The organism is Gammaproteobacteria bacterium (genome assembly GCA_029862005.1).
Taxonomy (GTDB): domain Bacteria; phylum Pseudomonadota; class Gammaproteobacteria.
Map to the genome: position 1 here is coordinate 78,205 of JAOTYD010000005.1, position 15,535 is coordinate 93,739.

15 protein-coding genes and 1 pseudogene are annotated in these 15,535 nt (G+C 52.7%); 9 read left to right on the forward strand and 7 right to left on the reverse strand.

Translation table 11 applies throughout. From position 1 onward, the window contains the following. The 7 genes and pseudogenes from OES20_05275 to def form a co-directional block, all read right to left on the reverse strand. A complete protein-coding gene (locus OES20_05275; GenBank protein MDH3634099.1) occupies nucleotides 1–927 on the reverse strand; it encodes a hypothetical protein in 927 nt (308 codons plus the stop codon). After that, nucleotides 901–1,260: pseudogene (locus OES20_05280) on the reverse strand (sigma-54-dependent Fis family transcriptional regulator). The gene OES20_05275 and the pseudogene OES20_05280 overlap by 27 nt, the downstream one beginning before the upstream one ends. Further along, complete coding sequence (locus tag OES20_05285) at nucleotides 1,257–3,461, reverse strand: ATP-binding protein (protein MDH3634100.1); 2,205 nt, start codon at nucleotides 3,459–3,461, stop codon at nucleotides 1,257–1,259. Before OES20_05285 ends, OES20_05280 begins: the two are co-directional and overlap by 4 nt. Beyond that, nucleotides 3,458–4,051: a DUF4390 domain-containing protein gene (locus tag OES20_05290; GenBank protein ID MDH3634101.1), complete on the reverse strand. Its 594-nt coding sequence runs from the start codon at nucleotides 4,049–4,051 to the stop codon at nucleotides 3,458–3,460. The genes OES20_05285 and OES20_05290 overlap by 4 nt, the downstream gene beginning before the upstream one ends. After that, the gene (rsmB, locus tag OES20_05295; protein MDH3634102.1) at nucleotides 4,048–5,349 is read right to left on the reverse strand and encodes a 16S rRNA (cytosine(967)-C(5))-methyltransferase RsmB; all 1,302 of its coding nucleotides are present in this window, start codon (nucleotides 5,347–5,349) and stop codon (nucleotides 4,048–4,050) included. Before rsmB ends, OES20_05290 begins: the two co-directional genes overlap by 4 nt. Nucleotides 5,350–5,354: 5 nt before the next feature. Next, on the reverse strand, nucleotides 5,355–6,290 hold the full coding sequence (fmt, locus tag OES20_05300; GenBank protein MDH3634103.1) for a methionyl-tRNA formyltransferase: 936 nt from the start codon (nucleotides 6,288–6,290) through the stop codon (nucleotides 5,355–5,357). A gap of 13 nt (nucleotides 6,291–6,303) precedes the next feature. Then, complete coding sequence (def, locus tag OES20_05305; GenBank protein ID MDH3634104.1) at nucleotides 6,304–6,810, reverse strand: peptide deformylase; 507 nt, start codon at nucleotides 6,808–6,810, stop codon at nucleotides 6,304–6,306. Between the two features lie 174 nt (nucleotides 6,811–6,984). On the opposite strand from def, the gene OES20_05310 reads away from it, so the two are divergent. The 9 genes from OES20_05310 (at nucleotide 6,985) to OES20_05350 (ending at nucleotide 15,458) form a co-directional block, all read left to right on the forward strand. Next, a complete protein-coding gene (locus OES20_05310) occupies nucleotides 6,985–8,148 on the forward strand; it encodes a LysM peptidoglycan-binding domain-containing protein (protein MDH3634105.1) in 1,164 nt (387 codons plus the stop codon). A 70-nt stretch (nucleotides 8,149–8,218) separates the two neighbouring features. Next, complete coding sequence (dprA, locus tag OES20_05315; protein MDH3634106.1) at nucleotides 8,219–9,337, forward strand: DNA-processing protein DprA; 1,119 nt, start codon at nucleotides 8,219–8,221, stop codon at nucleotides 9,335–9,337. Nucleotides 9,338–9,349: 12 nt separating this feature from the next. Beyond that, nucleotides 9,350–9,832, forward strand: a complete 483-nt coding sequence (locus OES20_05320; protein ID MDH3634107.1) for a DUF494 domain-containing protein — start codon at nucleotides 9,350–9,352, stop codon at nucleotides 9,830–9,832. 42 nt (nucleotides 9,833–9,874) lie between these two features. After that, complete coding sequence (locus OES20_05325) at nucleotides 9,875–12,283, forward strand: DNA topoisomerase I (protein ID MDH3634108.1); 2,409 nt, start codon at nucleotides 9,875–9,877, stop codon at nucleotides 12,281–12,283. 12 nt (nucleotides 12,284–12,295) lie between these two features. Beyond that, complete coding sequence (locus OES20_05330; protein MDH3634109.1) at nucleotides 12,296–12,853, forward strand: L-threonylcarbamoyladenylate synthase; 558 nt, start codon at nucleotides 12,296–12,298, stop codon at nucleotides 12,851–12,853. After that, on the forward strand, nucleotides 12,853–13,767 hold the full coding sequence (gene hemF / locus OES20_05335; GenBank protein MDH3634110.1) for an oxygen-dependent coproporphyrinogen oxidase: 915 nt from the start codon (nucleotides 12,853–12,855) through the stop codon (nucleotides 13,765–13,767). Before OES20_05330 ends, hemF begins: the two co-directional genes overlap by 1 nt. Nucleotides 13,768–13,769: 2 nt before the next feature. Beyond that, nucleotides 13,770–14,192: a YkgJ family cysteine cluster protein gene (locus OES20_05340; protein ID MDH3634111.1), complete on the forward strand. Its 423-nt coding sequence runs from the start codon at nucleotides 13,770–13,772 to the stop codon at nucleotides 14,190–14,192. 55 nt (nucleotides 14,193–14,247) lie between these two features. Further along, nucleotides 14,248–14,970 (forward strand): ceramidase, encoded by a 723-nt coding sequence (locus tag OES20_05345; GenBank protein ID MDH3634112.1) that lies wholly within the window; start codon nucleotides 14,248–14,250, stop codon nucleotides 14,968–14,970. Continuing rightward, the gene (locus OES20_05350; GenBank protein MDH3634113.1) at nucleotides 14,967–15,458 is read left to right on the forward strand and encodes a DUF523 domain-containing protein; all 492 of its coding nucleotides are present in this window, start codon (nucleotides 14,967–14,969) and stop codon (nucleotides 15,456–15,458) included. Before OES20_05345 ends, OES20_05350 begins: the two co-directional genes overlap by 4 nt. Nucleotides 15,459–15,535 lie beyond the last annotated feature (77 nt).

Sequence of the window (15,535 nt, forward strand, 5' to 3'; positions counted from 1 at the left end):
TTATTGTTTTTTTGTTTGCAGGCCTAAAGATTTCAACTTGCGATAAAGGTGGGTTCTTTCCTGTCCAACCCGACGCGCCAACTCTGACACATTGTTGTCACTGAGCGCCAGGTGCCTTGACAGGTATTCGCGCTCGAACGCTTCACGCGCTTCCCTGAGATCAAGATTCAGATCAATTGTAATTTGCATTTTATCATTCATATCGGTGTCGGCATTTGTCGCGATCGAGCGCAGCATTGCCTCGATTTCCGACAGTTCGATATTCTCGGAGTCACTATTTTTCAAAACCGCCTTCACAAACTGCTTGAGCTGGTTGATTTCACCGGCCCAGTGATGATTGCGCAACAGGTTTTGCGCAGCAACGTCAAAATGGCGATAAGGCAATTGCTCATGATCGCTAAACCAATTGACATAATATTCCAGCAATTGAGGAATATCCTCGACATGATTATCCAGCGGGGAAATAATAATCGCGGCGCGCCACATTTCCGCCAGGCGTGGGTCGACCTGGGTATTTTTTTTCAGTTCATCGTAATCAAATCGACTCGAAACAATGAAACGAAATTTCGAATCCTGATTGGTTAGCTGAATAGCGGCCAGCAGTTCGGCCTGCTGTCCAAGACTGAGATCAGTAATTTCCTCGACGTAGAGGTTGGCTTTGAGGGGCAGTAATTCCCGAATATCCTGGCTGGTATCAAAAATATCCATGCCACCCACCGATTCGCTGAGGTAATCGGCCCAGATACCTCGACCACTGCCAGCGGGGCCCGATAAGAAAACCACCTGATTGGTGCCACGCAAATCCTGCATACGCTGCTTCAGATTCTGCACAAAAAGACTGTTGCCGACCGGCTCCTCCCGCCGGCGTTTACTTTCCTGTCGCAGGTTAATCGCACTGCCTGCAAGGGCTGTCTTTACGGTACTTATCAGCTTGGCCATTGACAGCGGCTTTTCGACAAAATCAATCGCGCCGTAACGGGTCGCTTCAACCGCGGTTTCGACCGTACCGTGTCCTGACATCATGACAACCGGGCAATGGTCGCGACCTGATGACTTCCACTGTTTCAATAGCGTTACGCCATCAACATCTGGCATCCAGATATCAAGCAGCACGAGATCGGGGTCGGTGGTACGCCTGATTTCATTAGCTTCCTTTGCATGCTCCGCCACATCCACAAGGTAACCTTCATCCTCCAGGATATCTTTCAGCAGAAAACGAATATCGGGTTCATCATCAACCACCAGAATTCGGGCGCTCATGGCATTACCCTGGTTTTTAACGGCTCGACGGAAGCCCCCGCGGTAGCCTCATTCGCGGCAACCGACGCGGGTAGAGACACGGTGAATTTTGCGCCGCCCCGTCGAGACTCCTCGACGCGCACGGAACCACCGTGCTCATCAACGATTTTTTGCACAATCGCAAGGCCAAGACCGCTACCAGAAGTCTTGGTAGTCACATAGGGATCAAACAAGTTTTCCGCAACCTCGGCCGCAATACCCTTGCCACTATCTTCGACCGCAATTTCTGCCCAGCTGCGATCGGGATGCTCTATATATTCTGTTTTCAATGCTATCCAGCCTTCGCCTTCAATCGTCTCCAGGCTGTTTTTGATCAGATTGTGTATCAGCTGGCGCAAACGGACGTCATCAGCCTCAATCACCGGTAGCGACTTGTCCAGTTCCAGTTCGATTTCGACTGACGTATTGTTACCATGGTAAAGCACTGCAAATTCTTCCAGCATCGCATTGACGTTAACCCACTGCGGTTTCTGGGTCGGGGATCGGGCATATTCGGTAAAGGCATTAACCATGGACTTCATCGCCTCGACCTGCTGTACGATCGTGTGCGTGTAGCGGTCCAGCATTGACTGTTTCTCGGCACTGACTTGGCCGCTTAACTTGCGATGTAGTCGTTCAGCAGATAGCTGAATCGGCGTTAACGGGTTCTTGATTTCGTGCGCCAGCCGGCGCGCCATTTCACTCCATGCCGATTCTTTCTGTGCCTGGATCAGTTCAGTCAGGTCATCCACCACGATGACCTGTTCATTCCGATCATAGCTTTGAGACAGCAATGTCGTGCCGCGAACGCGGAGGATTTTCTTGCCACCCTGGATGTATATGACAATTTCCTCCTGCCATTCCTGGTCGTTATTCAAGTGCGACTCCACGGCATCGAAAAACGGCGCCATCATCGGGTACTTCTGCACGACATATGCCATAGATAATTCGGAAAAATAATAATTATCAATATCAAAAATCAGGCAGGCGGCGGGGTTACCGCTTTTGATAAGCCCGGTTTCGTCAATTGTCAGTACACCCGAGGTAATGTGTTCCATTACCGATTCCAGGTAATTTCTTTGTAAAGCCTCCATGCGCTGACTTTGTTCTGCGATCGCGCGGCTGCGCGAGATCTTGCGCGTCATGGTGTTGAAGGAGCGCAACAGGAATCCGAGCTCGTCACTGCCTGACAGGTTCAACTGCTTTTCGTAATCTCCAGCCGCAACCGCCTTGGTGCCCTCGACCAGGTCATTAATGGGCGCAACCAGTTTACGCGCGGCGACAAACGCGAGCCATATCGCTGACAGGACACTTAGCAACCAGATAATCGATAGTGCCATAGTAAAACTGGTTTTTAGCGGATCGCGTAATACCGCAAGTTCCTTGTAATGATCATGGGCCTTCTGTACCCCCACGGTCAGTTCGTTAAGCCGATCGGTAAACGGGTATTGTGCCTGCAGCGTTTTTGATGGCACAGTGGCGTCCAGGCTTTGCACCAGTATGACAATCTGTATCGCAAGACCATAGACCGGATCATCAACCAGTTTCAGGTAAGGTTTATCTATATCGAGATCGCCAATATCCGTTAACGGCAGCGCCTCGGGCAATTCGGTGGAGTCAATGCTGCTGGAGGCGACGATAGAATTCGTGTGGTCATACAGGGTTACTTCGTTGGCACCGTATTTCTCACGAATTTCATCGAGGTAGACGATCAGCACTTCGTTGTCTACTTCCACTATTTCGTTCGCGGCTGCGCGCGTCTTGTTAAGCGCATCTCGCTTGCGCAGATCAATGGCGCTGCGACCAAGCTGGAGGGAATCCTCGAGGGCTATCTCGATGCCAACGTCAAACCAGCTGTCGATGCCCCGATGCAGGAAGCTCAGCGAGAAGTAATAGACCACGCTCACCGGGATAATCGTCAACAGCACGAACACGCCAATCATACGTGCGGTCAAGTGCGAGCCGATCGCTTTCAGACGGTACTGGACGATCAGCTTGTAAACGTTATAAACGATCAGGCCAAGCAGGGCGACAAGGCCGATCGCATTAAAAAATATGAGCCAGTTGTAATACTTGCCAAAGGTGGCTGCCTGCGAAGTCGCATCGCTGATTGCATAAAGTGATGCCATCAGTAAAACGACCAGAGCCAGGATAGAGGCAGTATTGCGGAACGTGCTATTCATGACGCGGGATGCTTAACCTCCCATTCATACCACTCGCTTTTCAAGTCCCAGTCATTATCCCACAACGAGCTGGATTTGAGGGGCAATGGTAATTCATCCGTATCAATGCCAAATCGTGCGCGCGCATAATATTTCCTGTCAGCAGTCAGATTGTTGATATCAAGCATGGGGTAATTGTAAACCACTTCGATGAATTGCACCGCAGCTTTGCGATCCTGGAAATAGTGTCGCTCGGAGCTGTTTATGTCGCGTACCACGTACGCATCGAGCATCGGTAACCGATGCAACAGATATTGCTGCTTCAGTGAAACAATCCTGTCATCGAACCAGTAACGTTTTTCTGAACGAATCTCGATCTCGAACATCATCGGAACTGCAAAACCCTGATCAAGCGCGATCGAAATATAATCCGGAATTTCGCTCGCTACCTCCATATCGAGAAGCAGCCAATCTTGATCCAGCGTAAATCCCGCTTTTTCAATTACAAACGAATCCCTGTCCTGAGCCTGTGCCGGGAACGACAGTGAACCTGCCACTACCAGGCATGCCAGGTATAGCGCAGGGTAGCTGATTCGCGCGATGGTTTTCATTTGCCGCCAGACTTGGTCAGCAAACCGTAGAAAAAGCCGTCCATGTTATCGCTACCGGTGAGTATCTGGCGTCCATGAGGTCGCAGTTCACCCCAGTCGACATCGTTCAACTCGATCTCGACACAGTCCGCGTGACGTTCCAGGAATTTCGAAATCTGGTTTTCATTCTCATCCTTGAAAATCGAGCAGGTGCAATACAGCATTCTCCCTCCGGGGTTCAACAGACGCCACAGCACATCCAGGATTTTCCGTTGATGCGCAAGCAACGGCATTATATCGCTTTCGCGGCGTAATAGTTTGATATCCGGATGCCTGCGCATGACGCCGCTGGCGCTACAGGGTACATCAACCAGAATGCAGTCATAGTTGTTGCCGTCAAACCAGGTTTCGGGGCTCGCAGCATCGCCGATCAAAACTCGTGCAGCCTTATCAATTCGCCGTAAATTCTGATGTAATCTGTGCATACGGGACTCACTGCTATCGAGAGCGTCGAGTTTAATATTCTCGTAGTGTTGAAGCAGATGAGCCGTCTTGCCGCCCGGCGCCGCGCAGGCATCGAGCACACGCGCGTGCGATCCGCAGCCCAGTAGCGGCGCGGCGATCTGCGCTGCAGCATCCTGGACGCTCATCACGCCCTGCGCAAATCCGGGTATTTGCGTGACGTCGCACGGGGATGACAGCTCGAGTGCGCTCTCTATCCTGACATGCCTGCTGGCGTCGATACCGGCAGCAGATAACTCGTTAATCACAGCGCCGATTTCGGCGTGTCGGGTATCAACCCGCAGCGTCATCGGGGGCCGGGCATTACCCTGGATTAAAACCTGCTCGGCCTGTTCCCCCCAGTCGCGGCGAATTCGCGCCAGCACCCAGTCCGGGTAGGCATTCAAGGACATGTTACTATCCAGTTCAATCTTGTCTCTAACAACACCACGCAGCAACGCGTTAACCAGACCTTTTGCCCAGGCCTTTTTTTGTGCCAGCGCGAGCTTGACCGTTTCATTCACCGCTGCATGAGGCTCGGTGCTCATGACCAGAAGTTGATAAAGGCCCAGTATGAGAATAACTTCGATATCGCGATCCCGCGCGCGCAGCGGTTTTTGCAGTCGACCTGAAAGCAGGGCTGACAGGGCAAAATACCAACGACAAAAACCGAAAACAAGCTCGCGGCTTAGCGCCAGGTCCCGCTTGTCAAGCACCAGTGACCGGTACCAGTCACTGTTGAAGATTTCGTCCAGGGAGCGTCCGACATCAACCACCTGCAGGATAACCTGCAGCGCGATCCAGCGGGGATTGGTCATATTTGTCACCACTTGCCCAGGCGGTACCCGCTCAGGTTTCTGGCATTCAATGCCTCTGCAGCGGTACATTTATTGCGCCCCGCAAACTGCAGCTCGGTCACCTGCAATACACCTTCGCCACAACTCACGTAGACTCCCTCGGCATCGTGCGCAACCACGTCTCCCGGTAACCCGGGATCGACATGCGCATTTATCCGGGCCGACCAGAGCCGCAGATTGTCATCTTCGATAAAAGTATAGCTGACCGGCCAGGGATTGAAGGCACGAACCTCCCTCAGTAAAACCTCCGCGGGCTTGTTCCAGTCAACTTCGGCCTGACGTTTTGTCAGGCGCGGCGCGTAGGTGGCCTGTGCTTCGTCCTGAACCCGTGCCTGCTGTATAGCCTGTTCGATGTTATCCAGTGATTCCATCAACAGCCCGGCCCCCACGGGGGCCAGTGCATCATGCAGGTTGGCTGCATTCCAGCATGGATCTACTTCGACCGCACGACTCGAAATCATCGCCCCGGTATCGAGCCCCTCATCCATTTTCATCAATGTTACCCCGCTGCGCTGATCGCCGGCTAAAATTGCCTGCTGTATGGGTGATGCTCCGCGCCACCGGGGTAACAGCGAAGCATGTATATTGATACAACCCAGACGCGGCGTTTCAAGCACCGCCGTTGGCAGCAACAGCCCGTAGGCAGCAACAACCATCAAGTCCGCGTCGCATGCGCGTAAATCGTCCAATGCCCTGGTGTCGCTGAAAGTCGTGGGCTGAAACAGGAGCAGGTCATGCTCGAGTGCAATTTTCTTGACCGGACTTTGCTGTAACTTGCGACCGCGGCCCGCCGGGCGATCCGGCTGGGTATACACTGCTACCAGGCTGTGCTCACTGCGCAGCAATGACTCCAGCGCCGGAACCGCAAATTCCGGTGTACCCGCGTAGACTATTTTGAGCATTGCCGGAGGGAAACTAGCTGGCCTGTTGCTTCAGGGATTTGACCAGCTTACTGCGAATGCGGTCGCGTTTCAGTTTCGACAGGTAGTCGACAAACAGCTTGCCTTCGAGGTGATCCATTTCGTGCTGGATGCAGACAGCCTCGAGCCCTTCAGCCTCAAATTCGTTGAGCGCTCCGTTTTCGTCGTGTGCCCGCACTCGAATGTGCTCAGCGCGCCGAACCTTTTCATAGTATCCAGGAACCGACAGGCAGCCTTCGTCCATTTCTTCTTCTCCGTTCGCATCGAGTATCTCCGGATTGATCAGGCACCTCGGCTGGTTGCGGGCTTCTGAAACATCCATCACCAGCAGGCGAATATGCCGATCAACCTGGGTCGCGGCGAGCCCGATACCCGGCGCCTCATACATGGTTTCGAACAAATCGCTGACGAATTGCCTGAGTTCCTCGTCAAACTCGGTGACCGCTTTGGCGACCGTTCTAAGTCGTGGATCGGGAAAATGTAAGATATTTAGTAAGGCCATGGGCAAGTACTTCAAGAAGAGTTATAGCTAGTTGTTCCAAGTTAATGATTATATTAGAGTCTTCCCGGTTAAATACCTTGTAGTCGGTTTTTTTTAGTCTACAATCCATCAATCAACACCGCATTTTCAGGGGTTTTTATGCCTATTACCAACAATAGACAGTTAATAAAAGGAATGATTCTGCTCTCAGGTATGTTGCTGATAACCGCCTGCGCCGAACCACCATCACCCTACGCGGTTGTTTATGAGCCTGAAGAGGCACCCGAAGTCGTCACTGTCGCGGCCAAGACCCCGGAACCCGTGGCCGAGCCACAACCGGAACCAGTCGGACCTGTCGTCTATGAACAGGAATATCCGGAAACCTACATTGTACAGGAAGGCGATACTCTGTGGGATATCTCAACCGTTTTTCTGCGTGATCCCTGGTACTGGCCTGAAATCTGGTTCAAGAATCCGCAGGTCGAAAATCCGCACCTGATTTACCCGGGTGACACCCTGGCAATTATCTATGTCGGCGGCGAACGCAAGGTCCAGATCCTGTCCCGGGGTCCTGAGGGCTCGGTCCTGTCGCAGACCTCAGGCGGGCTCAATATTGTTAAAGTCAATCCCCGGATCCGTTCAAAACCGATCGATGCCACGATTCCATCGATACCGATTGATTCAATCCGCCACCTGATCGAGCGCCCGCTGATAATCGACGAGGACACGCTGAACAACTCCGCCTATGTCCTGACCAGTTTTGACAACCACTTGATCAACAGCATCAACGACAAGCTTTACGTTCGTAATCTTGATACGACAGACGGTAGCGGCCGTTACCAGATTTACCGCCCCAGCCGCCCGCTTTACGACCCGATTACCGACGAGCTACTGGGTTACGAGGCGCTTTATGTCGGTGAATCCAAATTATTGCTGCGCGGCGATCCGGCTTCCATACGGGTGACGAATTCCGATCGGGAAATCCTGCGGGACGATCGCGTCATGCCGATGAACAACACCAGTTTCGAGCGTGATTTCATCCCCAGGCCACCGAAAAACGAAGTTAATGGCGAGATCGTCGCGCTACTGGACGCGATATCTCGAACCGGTGTCTATCAGACTATTGCCATCAACCTGGGGCAACGAGACGGTCTGGAAAGCGGCAATATTCTGCGCATACGTCGTGTCGGTGGGATCGTCGGTGACAGGAGAGAGGAAGATCCGAGATTCCGCGTCAAGCTTCCCGACGAATCGGTCGGTATGGCAATGATTATCCGCTCGTTCGAGAAAATGAGCTATGCGCTCATCATGGAAGCTGATATACCCATCAAAATTCGGGACCAGGTCGAGTCTCCGTAACTGTCAAAGTTTCAAGTATCAGTCACTAACACCAGGCACCCGCCTGGTGTTATAGTGTTGGGGTCTGCAAATGGAACATGGAGACCACATGCAAAAGGATTTGCTACCTGATTTTCTGCATCTTTACCACAGTCTTGGGCCGGGCCGTAAAGGCCTGTTGGATTTGCTCGGGCAATTTGGGGGGAACCCCGTACGAATTCGCAGCTGCTCTACGCCTGCGCTCAAAGCCAGTGGATTGGGGCACGACGCTATCGTGAGACTCAGATCCCGGCAACATCCGCGGGTTGCAGCAGACCTGGCCTGGGCCGAATCAAGCTATAACCATCTGGTTTGTTACGACGACAGTGCCTATCCCGAATTACTGCGCCAAATCGCTGATGCCCCGGTGTTGCTTTATGCCAGCGGTGATTTATCACTGTTGAACGAACCTCAAATCGCAATTGTCGGCAGTCGTCGCTGCACCCCGGGAGGCGCGCAAAACGCGTTTGATTTCTCGTTACAGCTGGCCGCTGCCGGCTTTACGATCACCAGTGGCATGGCACTCGGAATCGATTCAGCTGCCCACCGGGGAGCCCTGGAAAGTGGCGGTAAAACCATCGCGGTTACCGGCACCGGGCTCGATCTGGTTTATCCCAGGCACAATCAAAAGCTCGCCGGGGAAATTCTGGAACACGGAATAATGGTGTCCGAATTTCCGCTCGGGACCCCTGCCCGGTCTGCAAATTTTCCGCAACGTAATCGCGTAATCAGCGGACTCGCGCTGGCGACACTGGTGGTCGAGGCAGCTCGGCGCAGTGGCTCCCTGATTACCGCACGACTCGCGGCTGAACAGGGACGCGAAGTACTTGCTATTCCCGGCTCGATCCATAATCCACAAAGCCGCGGCTGCCACCAGTTGATTCGCGATGGTGCGGCGATCGTCGAGTCGCCGGCAGATATTGCAACTGAGCTTGCCGGACCTGCAAGTCTCCTGCTTGATCAAAATACTTCTCAAACGGTCGAGCACAACCCTGAGATTGATGCCGCCTCCAGGCGCCTGCTCGATGTGATCGGATACGATCCTGTGACCTGTGACATACTTGTGCAACGCAGCGGCTTGACCATCGACAAGCTTTCATCCATGCTACTGGTACTCGAAATGAATGACTTAATTCAATCAGCACCTGGCGGCTGCTTCGTCAGGATCTAAACCGGGGTACTCATGAAAGAAGGCGTTATAGACGTGCTGATGTACATATTTTCAAGCTACGCAGACCAGGACGACAATCTGCCCGAGGACCGTGATGGCATTGACGCCGATTTACGCGCTGCTGGCTTCGAACCGCTGGAAATAGATAAGGCCTTCGCATGGCTGGATGGATTGGCACAGGTCGAAGACGACACCGCCATGGATCAGTCCGATATCGCGACGCGAGTGCTGGCACCGGAAGAGTGCGCCCGCCTCGCCTATAACGCCCAGGGTTTTTTGCTGTTCCTGGAGCAGTCCGGCGTGCTGACCCCGCGTCTGCGTGAAATGGTAATCAATCGCGTCATGGCGCTTGAATCGGACTCGGAAGTCGATATCGAGGAATTAAAGTGGATCGTAATGATGGTGTTGTTCAACAGTTCGGAAGAGCAGGATGAAAATGCCTTGATGCATTACGAAGATATCGTGTTTGCGGATCAACCCGCTGTATTTCACTGAGCAGGAATTGTGTCAATTTTAGTTGCGGACCAGTAATATCGAATGGCCAGCCACCTAGTTATCGTAGAATCTCCAGCTAAAGCAAGAACCATTGAAAAATACCTCGGTAAGGACTTCAAGGTTCTGGCCTCGTATGGCCATGTCCGCGATTTGATTCCAAAGGAAGGCGCGGTCGAAACCGATAATAATTTTAAAATGAATTACACGCCTGTCGAGCGCAACCAGAAGCACCTCTCGACGATAAAAAAGGAACTTAAAAAAGCCGATTCACTTTACCTGGCAACTGACCCGGATCGCGAAGGCGAGGCAATCTCCTGGCATTTATACGAATTGCTCAAGGAAAAGAACCTGATGAAAAACAAGCGCGCCTACCGGGTCGCGTTCTACGAGATTACCAAACAGGCGGTTTCTGAAGCCATTGCCCATCCACGTGAAATTACCATGGACCTGGTTAACGCCCAGCAGGCACGCCGGGCCCTCGACTACCTGGTGGGATTCAACCTGTCGCCGCTGCTATGGCGCAAGATAAGACGGGGACTGTCGGCCGGTCGGGTGCAAAGCCCTGCCCTGCGCATGATCGTCGAGCGCGAGCTTGAGATTGAGGCGTTTAATCCGCAGGAATACTGGAGTATCGAGTCAGACAACAATTTTAACGACGAGGCTTTCAGCGCCAGGCTTAACCAGCTGGGCGGCGAAAAAGTTAAACAGTTCACGATTACCAACGCCGACCAGGCTAATGACGCCTATCGCATACTGAACGAGGCAGCGCAGGGTAAATTACGTGTTGCCAGAGTTGAAAAGAAACAGCGCAAGCGCAATCCCGCGGCACCGTTTACAACCTCGACCCTGCAGCAGGAGGCAGCGCGTAAGCTCGGATTCGGCGCACAGCGCACCATGCGCACCGCACAGAAACTTTACGAAGGCATCGATATCGGCGCCGGACAGGTTGGACTTATTACCTACATGCGTACCGATTCAGTCGCCTTATCCAATGACGCACTGGATGAAATACGTGAATTTATCGCCGAAAAATTTGGCGAAAATAACCTGCCGGAACAGCCGCGCGAATATAAAACCAAATCCAAGAACGCCCAGGAGGCGCACGAAGCAATTCGCCCGACAAGTGCACGCAATGAACCTTTCAAGATCAAGGAGCACCTCGGCGACGACGAATTTCGACTTTACAGCCTGATCTGGAAACGCACCATGGCTTGCCAGATGATTCATGCGACGCTGGACACGGTCTCGGTCGATCTTGCCTGTGGCAGCGATAATACCTTCCGGGCAAATGGCTCGACGATTCGCGACCCGGGCTTTATGCGGGTATACATCGAGGACAAGGATGAGCCCAAGAAAGATGACAACAAGGAGAACCTGCTGCCGCCGCTCGCGGAGGGCGACATCGTGGATCTGCATAAAATCAGGCTGGAACAGCATTTCACCGAACCGCCGCCGCGTTACAGCGAGGCATCGCTGGTCAAGACGCTCGAAGAATACGGCATCGGCCGACCTTCAACCTATGCATCGATTATTACCACCCTGCTCGATCGCGAGTATGTCGAACTCGAAAGCAAGCGTTTTCATCCGACCGATGTAGGCCGGGTGGTTGCAAGATTCCTGACCCAGCATTTCCCGCAATATGTCGATTACGATTTCACCGCGCAACTCGAGGATACCCTCGATGAAATCTCGCGTGGTGAAGCCGAATGGTTGCCATTGATGGAAGAGTTCTGGACGTCATTTAAGCAGCGAGTCGATGACAAGATGGAAAATGTCACCCGTGACGAAGCGATCCAGGCACGTCAACTCGGTGTCGATGAAAAATCAGGCAAGCCGATTTCAGTACGCATGGGACGTTACGGGCCATTTGTCCAGATCGGCACCCGCGAGGACGAGGAAAAACCTCGCTTTGCAGGATTGAGACCAGGCCAGAAAATGGATTCGATTACGCTCGAGGAGGCACTCGAGTTATTCAAACTGCCTCGTGAACTCGGGGTATCACCCGAAGGCGAACAAATCTCTGCCAATATCGGTCGCTTTGGCCCCTATATAAAATACGACAGCAAGTTTGTATCACTCAAGACTGCCGAGGGCGACGATCCTTACACCGTCACGCTGGAGCGGGCACTTGAACTGGTAGCGGAAAAGAAGGAGTTTGATGCTAACCGTGAAATCAAGGTGTTCGAAGGTACCGATATTAAAATCCTGCGCGGTCGTTACGGGCCATATATTACCGACGGCAACAAGAATGCCCGTATCCCCAAGGACGTAGAAGATCCGTCTAGCCTTGACCTGGCAACCTGCCAGGAGTTGATCGAAAAAGCGCCGTTACCCAAATCAAGACGCAAGAAAGCAGCGGCCAAGAAGAAAGCTGCGCCCAAGAAGGCCGCCAAGAAAAAAACCGCAAAAAAGAAAGCTGCCAAGAAAAAGGCAACCGCCGACGCCGACTGAATTCAGCCTGATATGAGTCCCTGGGCACTGAATCGCTTCGTCCACGAAGTATCTCGTGGTGCCGTATTCGGATATCCAACGGACACCGTGTGGGGGTTTGGCTGTCACCCGTTAATCGCCACCAGCGTGTCTCGCATTTTGCAGATAAAAAATCGCAACCCGGACAAGGGCCTGATTCTACTGTCATCCCGAATCGAATACTGTGCGGCATACCTGGACATCGAAACCGATCAACTGGACCTGCTTCGATCACCGGGTGAACGACCAGTCACCTGGCTGGTAACGGCAAGCGAGTTTTGTCCAGTCTGGATTCGCGGTATCTATCCGACCGTCGCAATCCGAGTTACCAGTCATCCTTTAATTCAATCCATCTGTGATGGCCTGCAGGCGCCACTAGTTTCAACCAGCGCTAACCGCAGCGGCAAGGCAACAGTGCGAAACTCGATCCAGATGCGCAAACAATTCGGCGCCGAGCTAGACTATATCGTAACTGGATTTCCCACAGGCAGCCTGCAGCCAAGTGAGATAAAATCATTGGACAACGGAACAATTCTCAGGGCCCGTAATTGATGGATACCGATATCGAGCGCGTTAACCGCTACCTGCAACGCCTGCAAAACAGTATTACCAGCGAGTTACAGCGTATTGACGGCAAAGCCGAGTTTGAAACCGACATCTGGCAGCGGGATGCGGGCGGTGGTGGGCGCAGTATGGTGTTGCGTGAAGGCGCCGTGTTCGAGCAAGCGGGCGTCAACTATTCAGAAGTCTTCGGTGAAAACCTGCCAGCGTCCGCAACTGCCCACCGTCCCGAACTTGCGGGAAGAAAATTTCGTGCCATGGGCGTATCCCTGGTGATTCATCCAGACAATCCATACATCCCGACCTCGCATGCGAACCTGCGCTTTTTTGTCGCCGAGAAAGCTGGCGAAGCACCCATCTGGTGGTTCGGCGGAGGTTTCGATCTGACCCCCTATTATGGTTTCGAGGAAGATTGCAAACACTGGCATCAGATTGCCAAACAAGCCTGTGATCCTTACGGCGCTGGAACTTACGCCGAGTACAAAAAATGGTGCGATGAATATTTCTACCTGAAACATCGCAGCGAGCCACGCGGCATCGGTGGGTTATTTTTCGACGATTTGAATGAGCCCGATTTCGAGCAGGCTTTTGCCTTCATGCGCAGCGTCGGCGACCACTATTTGCCGGCCTACACGCCCATCGTCGAGCGTCATAGGAACGACGCATTTGGCGAACGTGAAAAAAATTTTCAACTGTACCGCCGCGGCCGCTACGTGGAATTCAATCTGGTTTATGATCGTGGTACCCTGTTCGGTCTGCAGTCCGGCGGACGCACCGAATCGATCCTGATGTCCTTGCCCCCGGTCGTGCACTGGCGTTATAACTATCAACCTGAAGCGGGTAGCCCCGAAGCAAGGCTAACCGATTTTTTTCTTGAAGCGCGCGACTGGTTGGCACAAAATTAGTCATGGATAACGAATTTCCCGAAATCGAGATTGCTGGCAGCAACTCCGAAGTCAATAAATGTGATCTCTGTACCAATTCAAAATGCTGCACTTACATAACCCAGCAAATTGACAAGCCACGTTCCAAGTACGATTTTGAAATTTTATTATGGCAGGTATCGCACGATGGTGTCGGGGCCTACAAGGACGAGGACGGCTGGTTCGTGATGTTCGAGGGGCGCTGCCAGCATTTACTCCGCGATGGACGTTGCAATATATATGAAATCCGTCCAACTATTTGCCGGTCGCACAGCAACGATTACTGCGAGTACGATGCGCCCGCCGAAGAGGGTTTTGATCTCTACTTCCCGGATTACAAATCGCTTTTAAAATACTGCAAGAAAAAATTCAAACGCTGGTCCACTGGTAATCCCCCGCCGTCCTGATCGTAATTTCGCGATGGAGCTTACTAGCAAATATCGCATCCTAGCCGGGATCAGTATGGTTGCGGTTATCGCGGCGATACTTGCACCGCGTATCGCACAGGACCCTCTGTATCACCAGTTTGCCGATCAGAATGCCTACCTGTCGATTCCAAACACGTTAAACGTATTGACCAACCTTTTTTTCGCCTGGATTGGCATCGAAGGCCTCTACCGTCTATTGCGACAAAAATCACTAAGCCTTATCCATACGCTGTATCCAGCCTACCTGGGTTTTTTCAGTGCGCTTGTTCTGGTAGCCCTTGGTTCCGGCTACTATCACTGGTTACCCGACAACCAGACGTTGGTCTGGGATCGCCTGCCAATGACAATTGCTTTCACATCATTTTTTACGATCCTGCTGGCGGAACGAATTTCGATTCCGCTGGCACGAACCCTGTTCCCTTTGCTCATCGTCGCCGGCATCAGCAGTATTATTTACTGGTATCTGAGCGAACAGCAGGGCCGGGGGGACCTGCGTCCCTATGCACTGGTCCAGTTCCTGCCAATGCTTTTATGCCCGCTGATCCTGTTGCTGTTCAGCTCACGCTATACGCGCAGCAACGATATCTGGTGGTTTCTTGCCTGGTACCTGGTAGCCAAGATTTGCGAAGCCTTCGATGCCGAATTACTGAACAGCTTGGGGGTAGTTAGTGGTCACAGTCTAAAGCACATAGCAGCGAGTATCGGCTGCCTGGTCTTTTTGCGGCACCTTCGATTTAGAACGGAGGCAGGTCTGTGAAGAAAATCCTGGTCAGTGCCTGTTTGCTCGGCAGTCCTGTGCGCTACGACGGCAGGTCGAAATTGCTGGAAAATCCTGCGCTCGAAGCACTCATGACACAACAGCGGGTTATCAGCTTTTGTCCCGAGGTGGCCGGCGGCTTACCAGTGCCCCGCTCCGCAGCTGAAATCCAGAGCGGTGATGGTCATGCAGTGATCACCGAACGGGCACGAGTTTGTACCCGGGAAGGAGAGGATGTCACCGCCTATTTTATTGCCGGTGCGCACCAGGCCCTGGCACTGTGCCGCGAGCATGATATCGATGTTGCGATACTAACCGAGTCAAGTCCGTCCTGCGGCAGCAGCCAGGTTTACGACGGTAACTTCAGCCGCAGCGCGATCGCGGGGAGTGGTGTCACCACGGCACTTCTCCGGCGACATGGTATCCGGGTATTCAACCAGTTTCAGCTCGAGACGGCCTGCAGCTGCCTGGAAAGCAGTGCAGACTGACCTAACTCATGGCGCCAGAATTCACACGATATTGATTTACTCCGATAAGTTCTTGATACAGAATTAGCCATTAACGA

Bases quoted from the DNA above. Each gene is read 5' to 3' on its own strand.
- rsmB (MDH3634102.1), bottom strand. From the start codon at position 5,349: ATGACCAATCCCCGCTGGATCGCGCTGCAGGTTATCCTGCAGGTGGTT.
- OES20_05330 (MDH3634109.1), top strand. From the start codon at position 12,296: ATGAGTCCCTGGGCACTGAATCGCTTCGTCCACGAAGTATCTCGTGGT.
- hemF (MDH3634110.1), top strand. From the start codon at position 12,853: ATGGATACCGATATCGAGCGCGTTAACCGCTACCTGCAACGCCTGCAA.
- OES20_05310 (MDH3634105.1), top strand. From the start codon at position 6,985: ATGATTCTGCTCTCAGGTATGTTGCTGATAACCGCCTGCGCCGAACCA.
- OES20_05325 (MDH3634108.1), top strand. From the start codon at position 9,875: ATGGCCAGCCACCTAGTTATCGTAGAATCTCCAGCTAAAGCAAGAACC.
- def (MDH3634104.1), bottom strand. From the start codon at position 6,810: ATGGCCTTACTAAATATCTTACATTTTCCCGATCCACGACTTAGAACG.
- OES20_05340 (MDH3634111.1), top strand. From the start codon at position 13,770: ATGGATAACGAATTTCCCGAAATCGAGATTGCTGGCAGCAACTCCGAA.
- OES20_05345 (MDH3634112.1), top strand. From the start codon at position 14,248: ATGGTTGCGGTTATCGCGGCGATACTTGCACCGCGTATCGCACAGGAC.
- fmt (MDH3634103.1), bottom strand. From the start codon at position 6,290: ATGCTCAAAATAGTCTACGCGGGTACACCGGAATTTGCGGTTCCGGCG.
- OES20_05285 (MDH3634100.1), bottom strand. From the start codon at position 3,461: ATGAATAGCACGTTCCGCAATACTGCCTCTATCCTGGCTCTGGTCGTT.
- OES20_05320 (MDH3634107.1), top strand. From the start codon at position 9,350: ATGAAAGAAGGCGTTATAGACGTGCTGATGTACATATTTTCAAGCTAC.
- dprA (MDH3634106.1), top strand. From the start codon at position 8,219: ATGGAACATGGAGACCACATGCAAAAGGATTTGCTACCTGATTTTCTG.
- OES20_05290 (MDH3634101.1), bottom strand. From the start codon at position 4,051: ATGAAAACCATCGCGCGAATCAGCTACCCTGCGCTATACCTGGCATGC.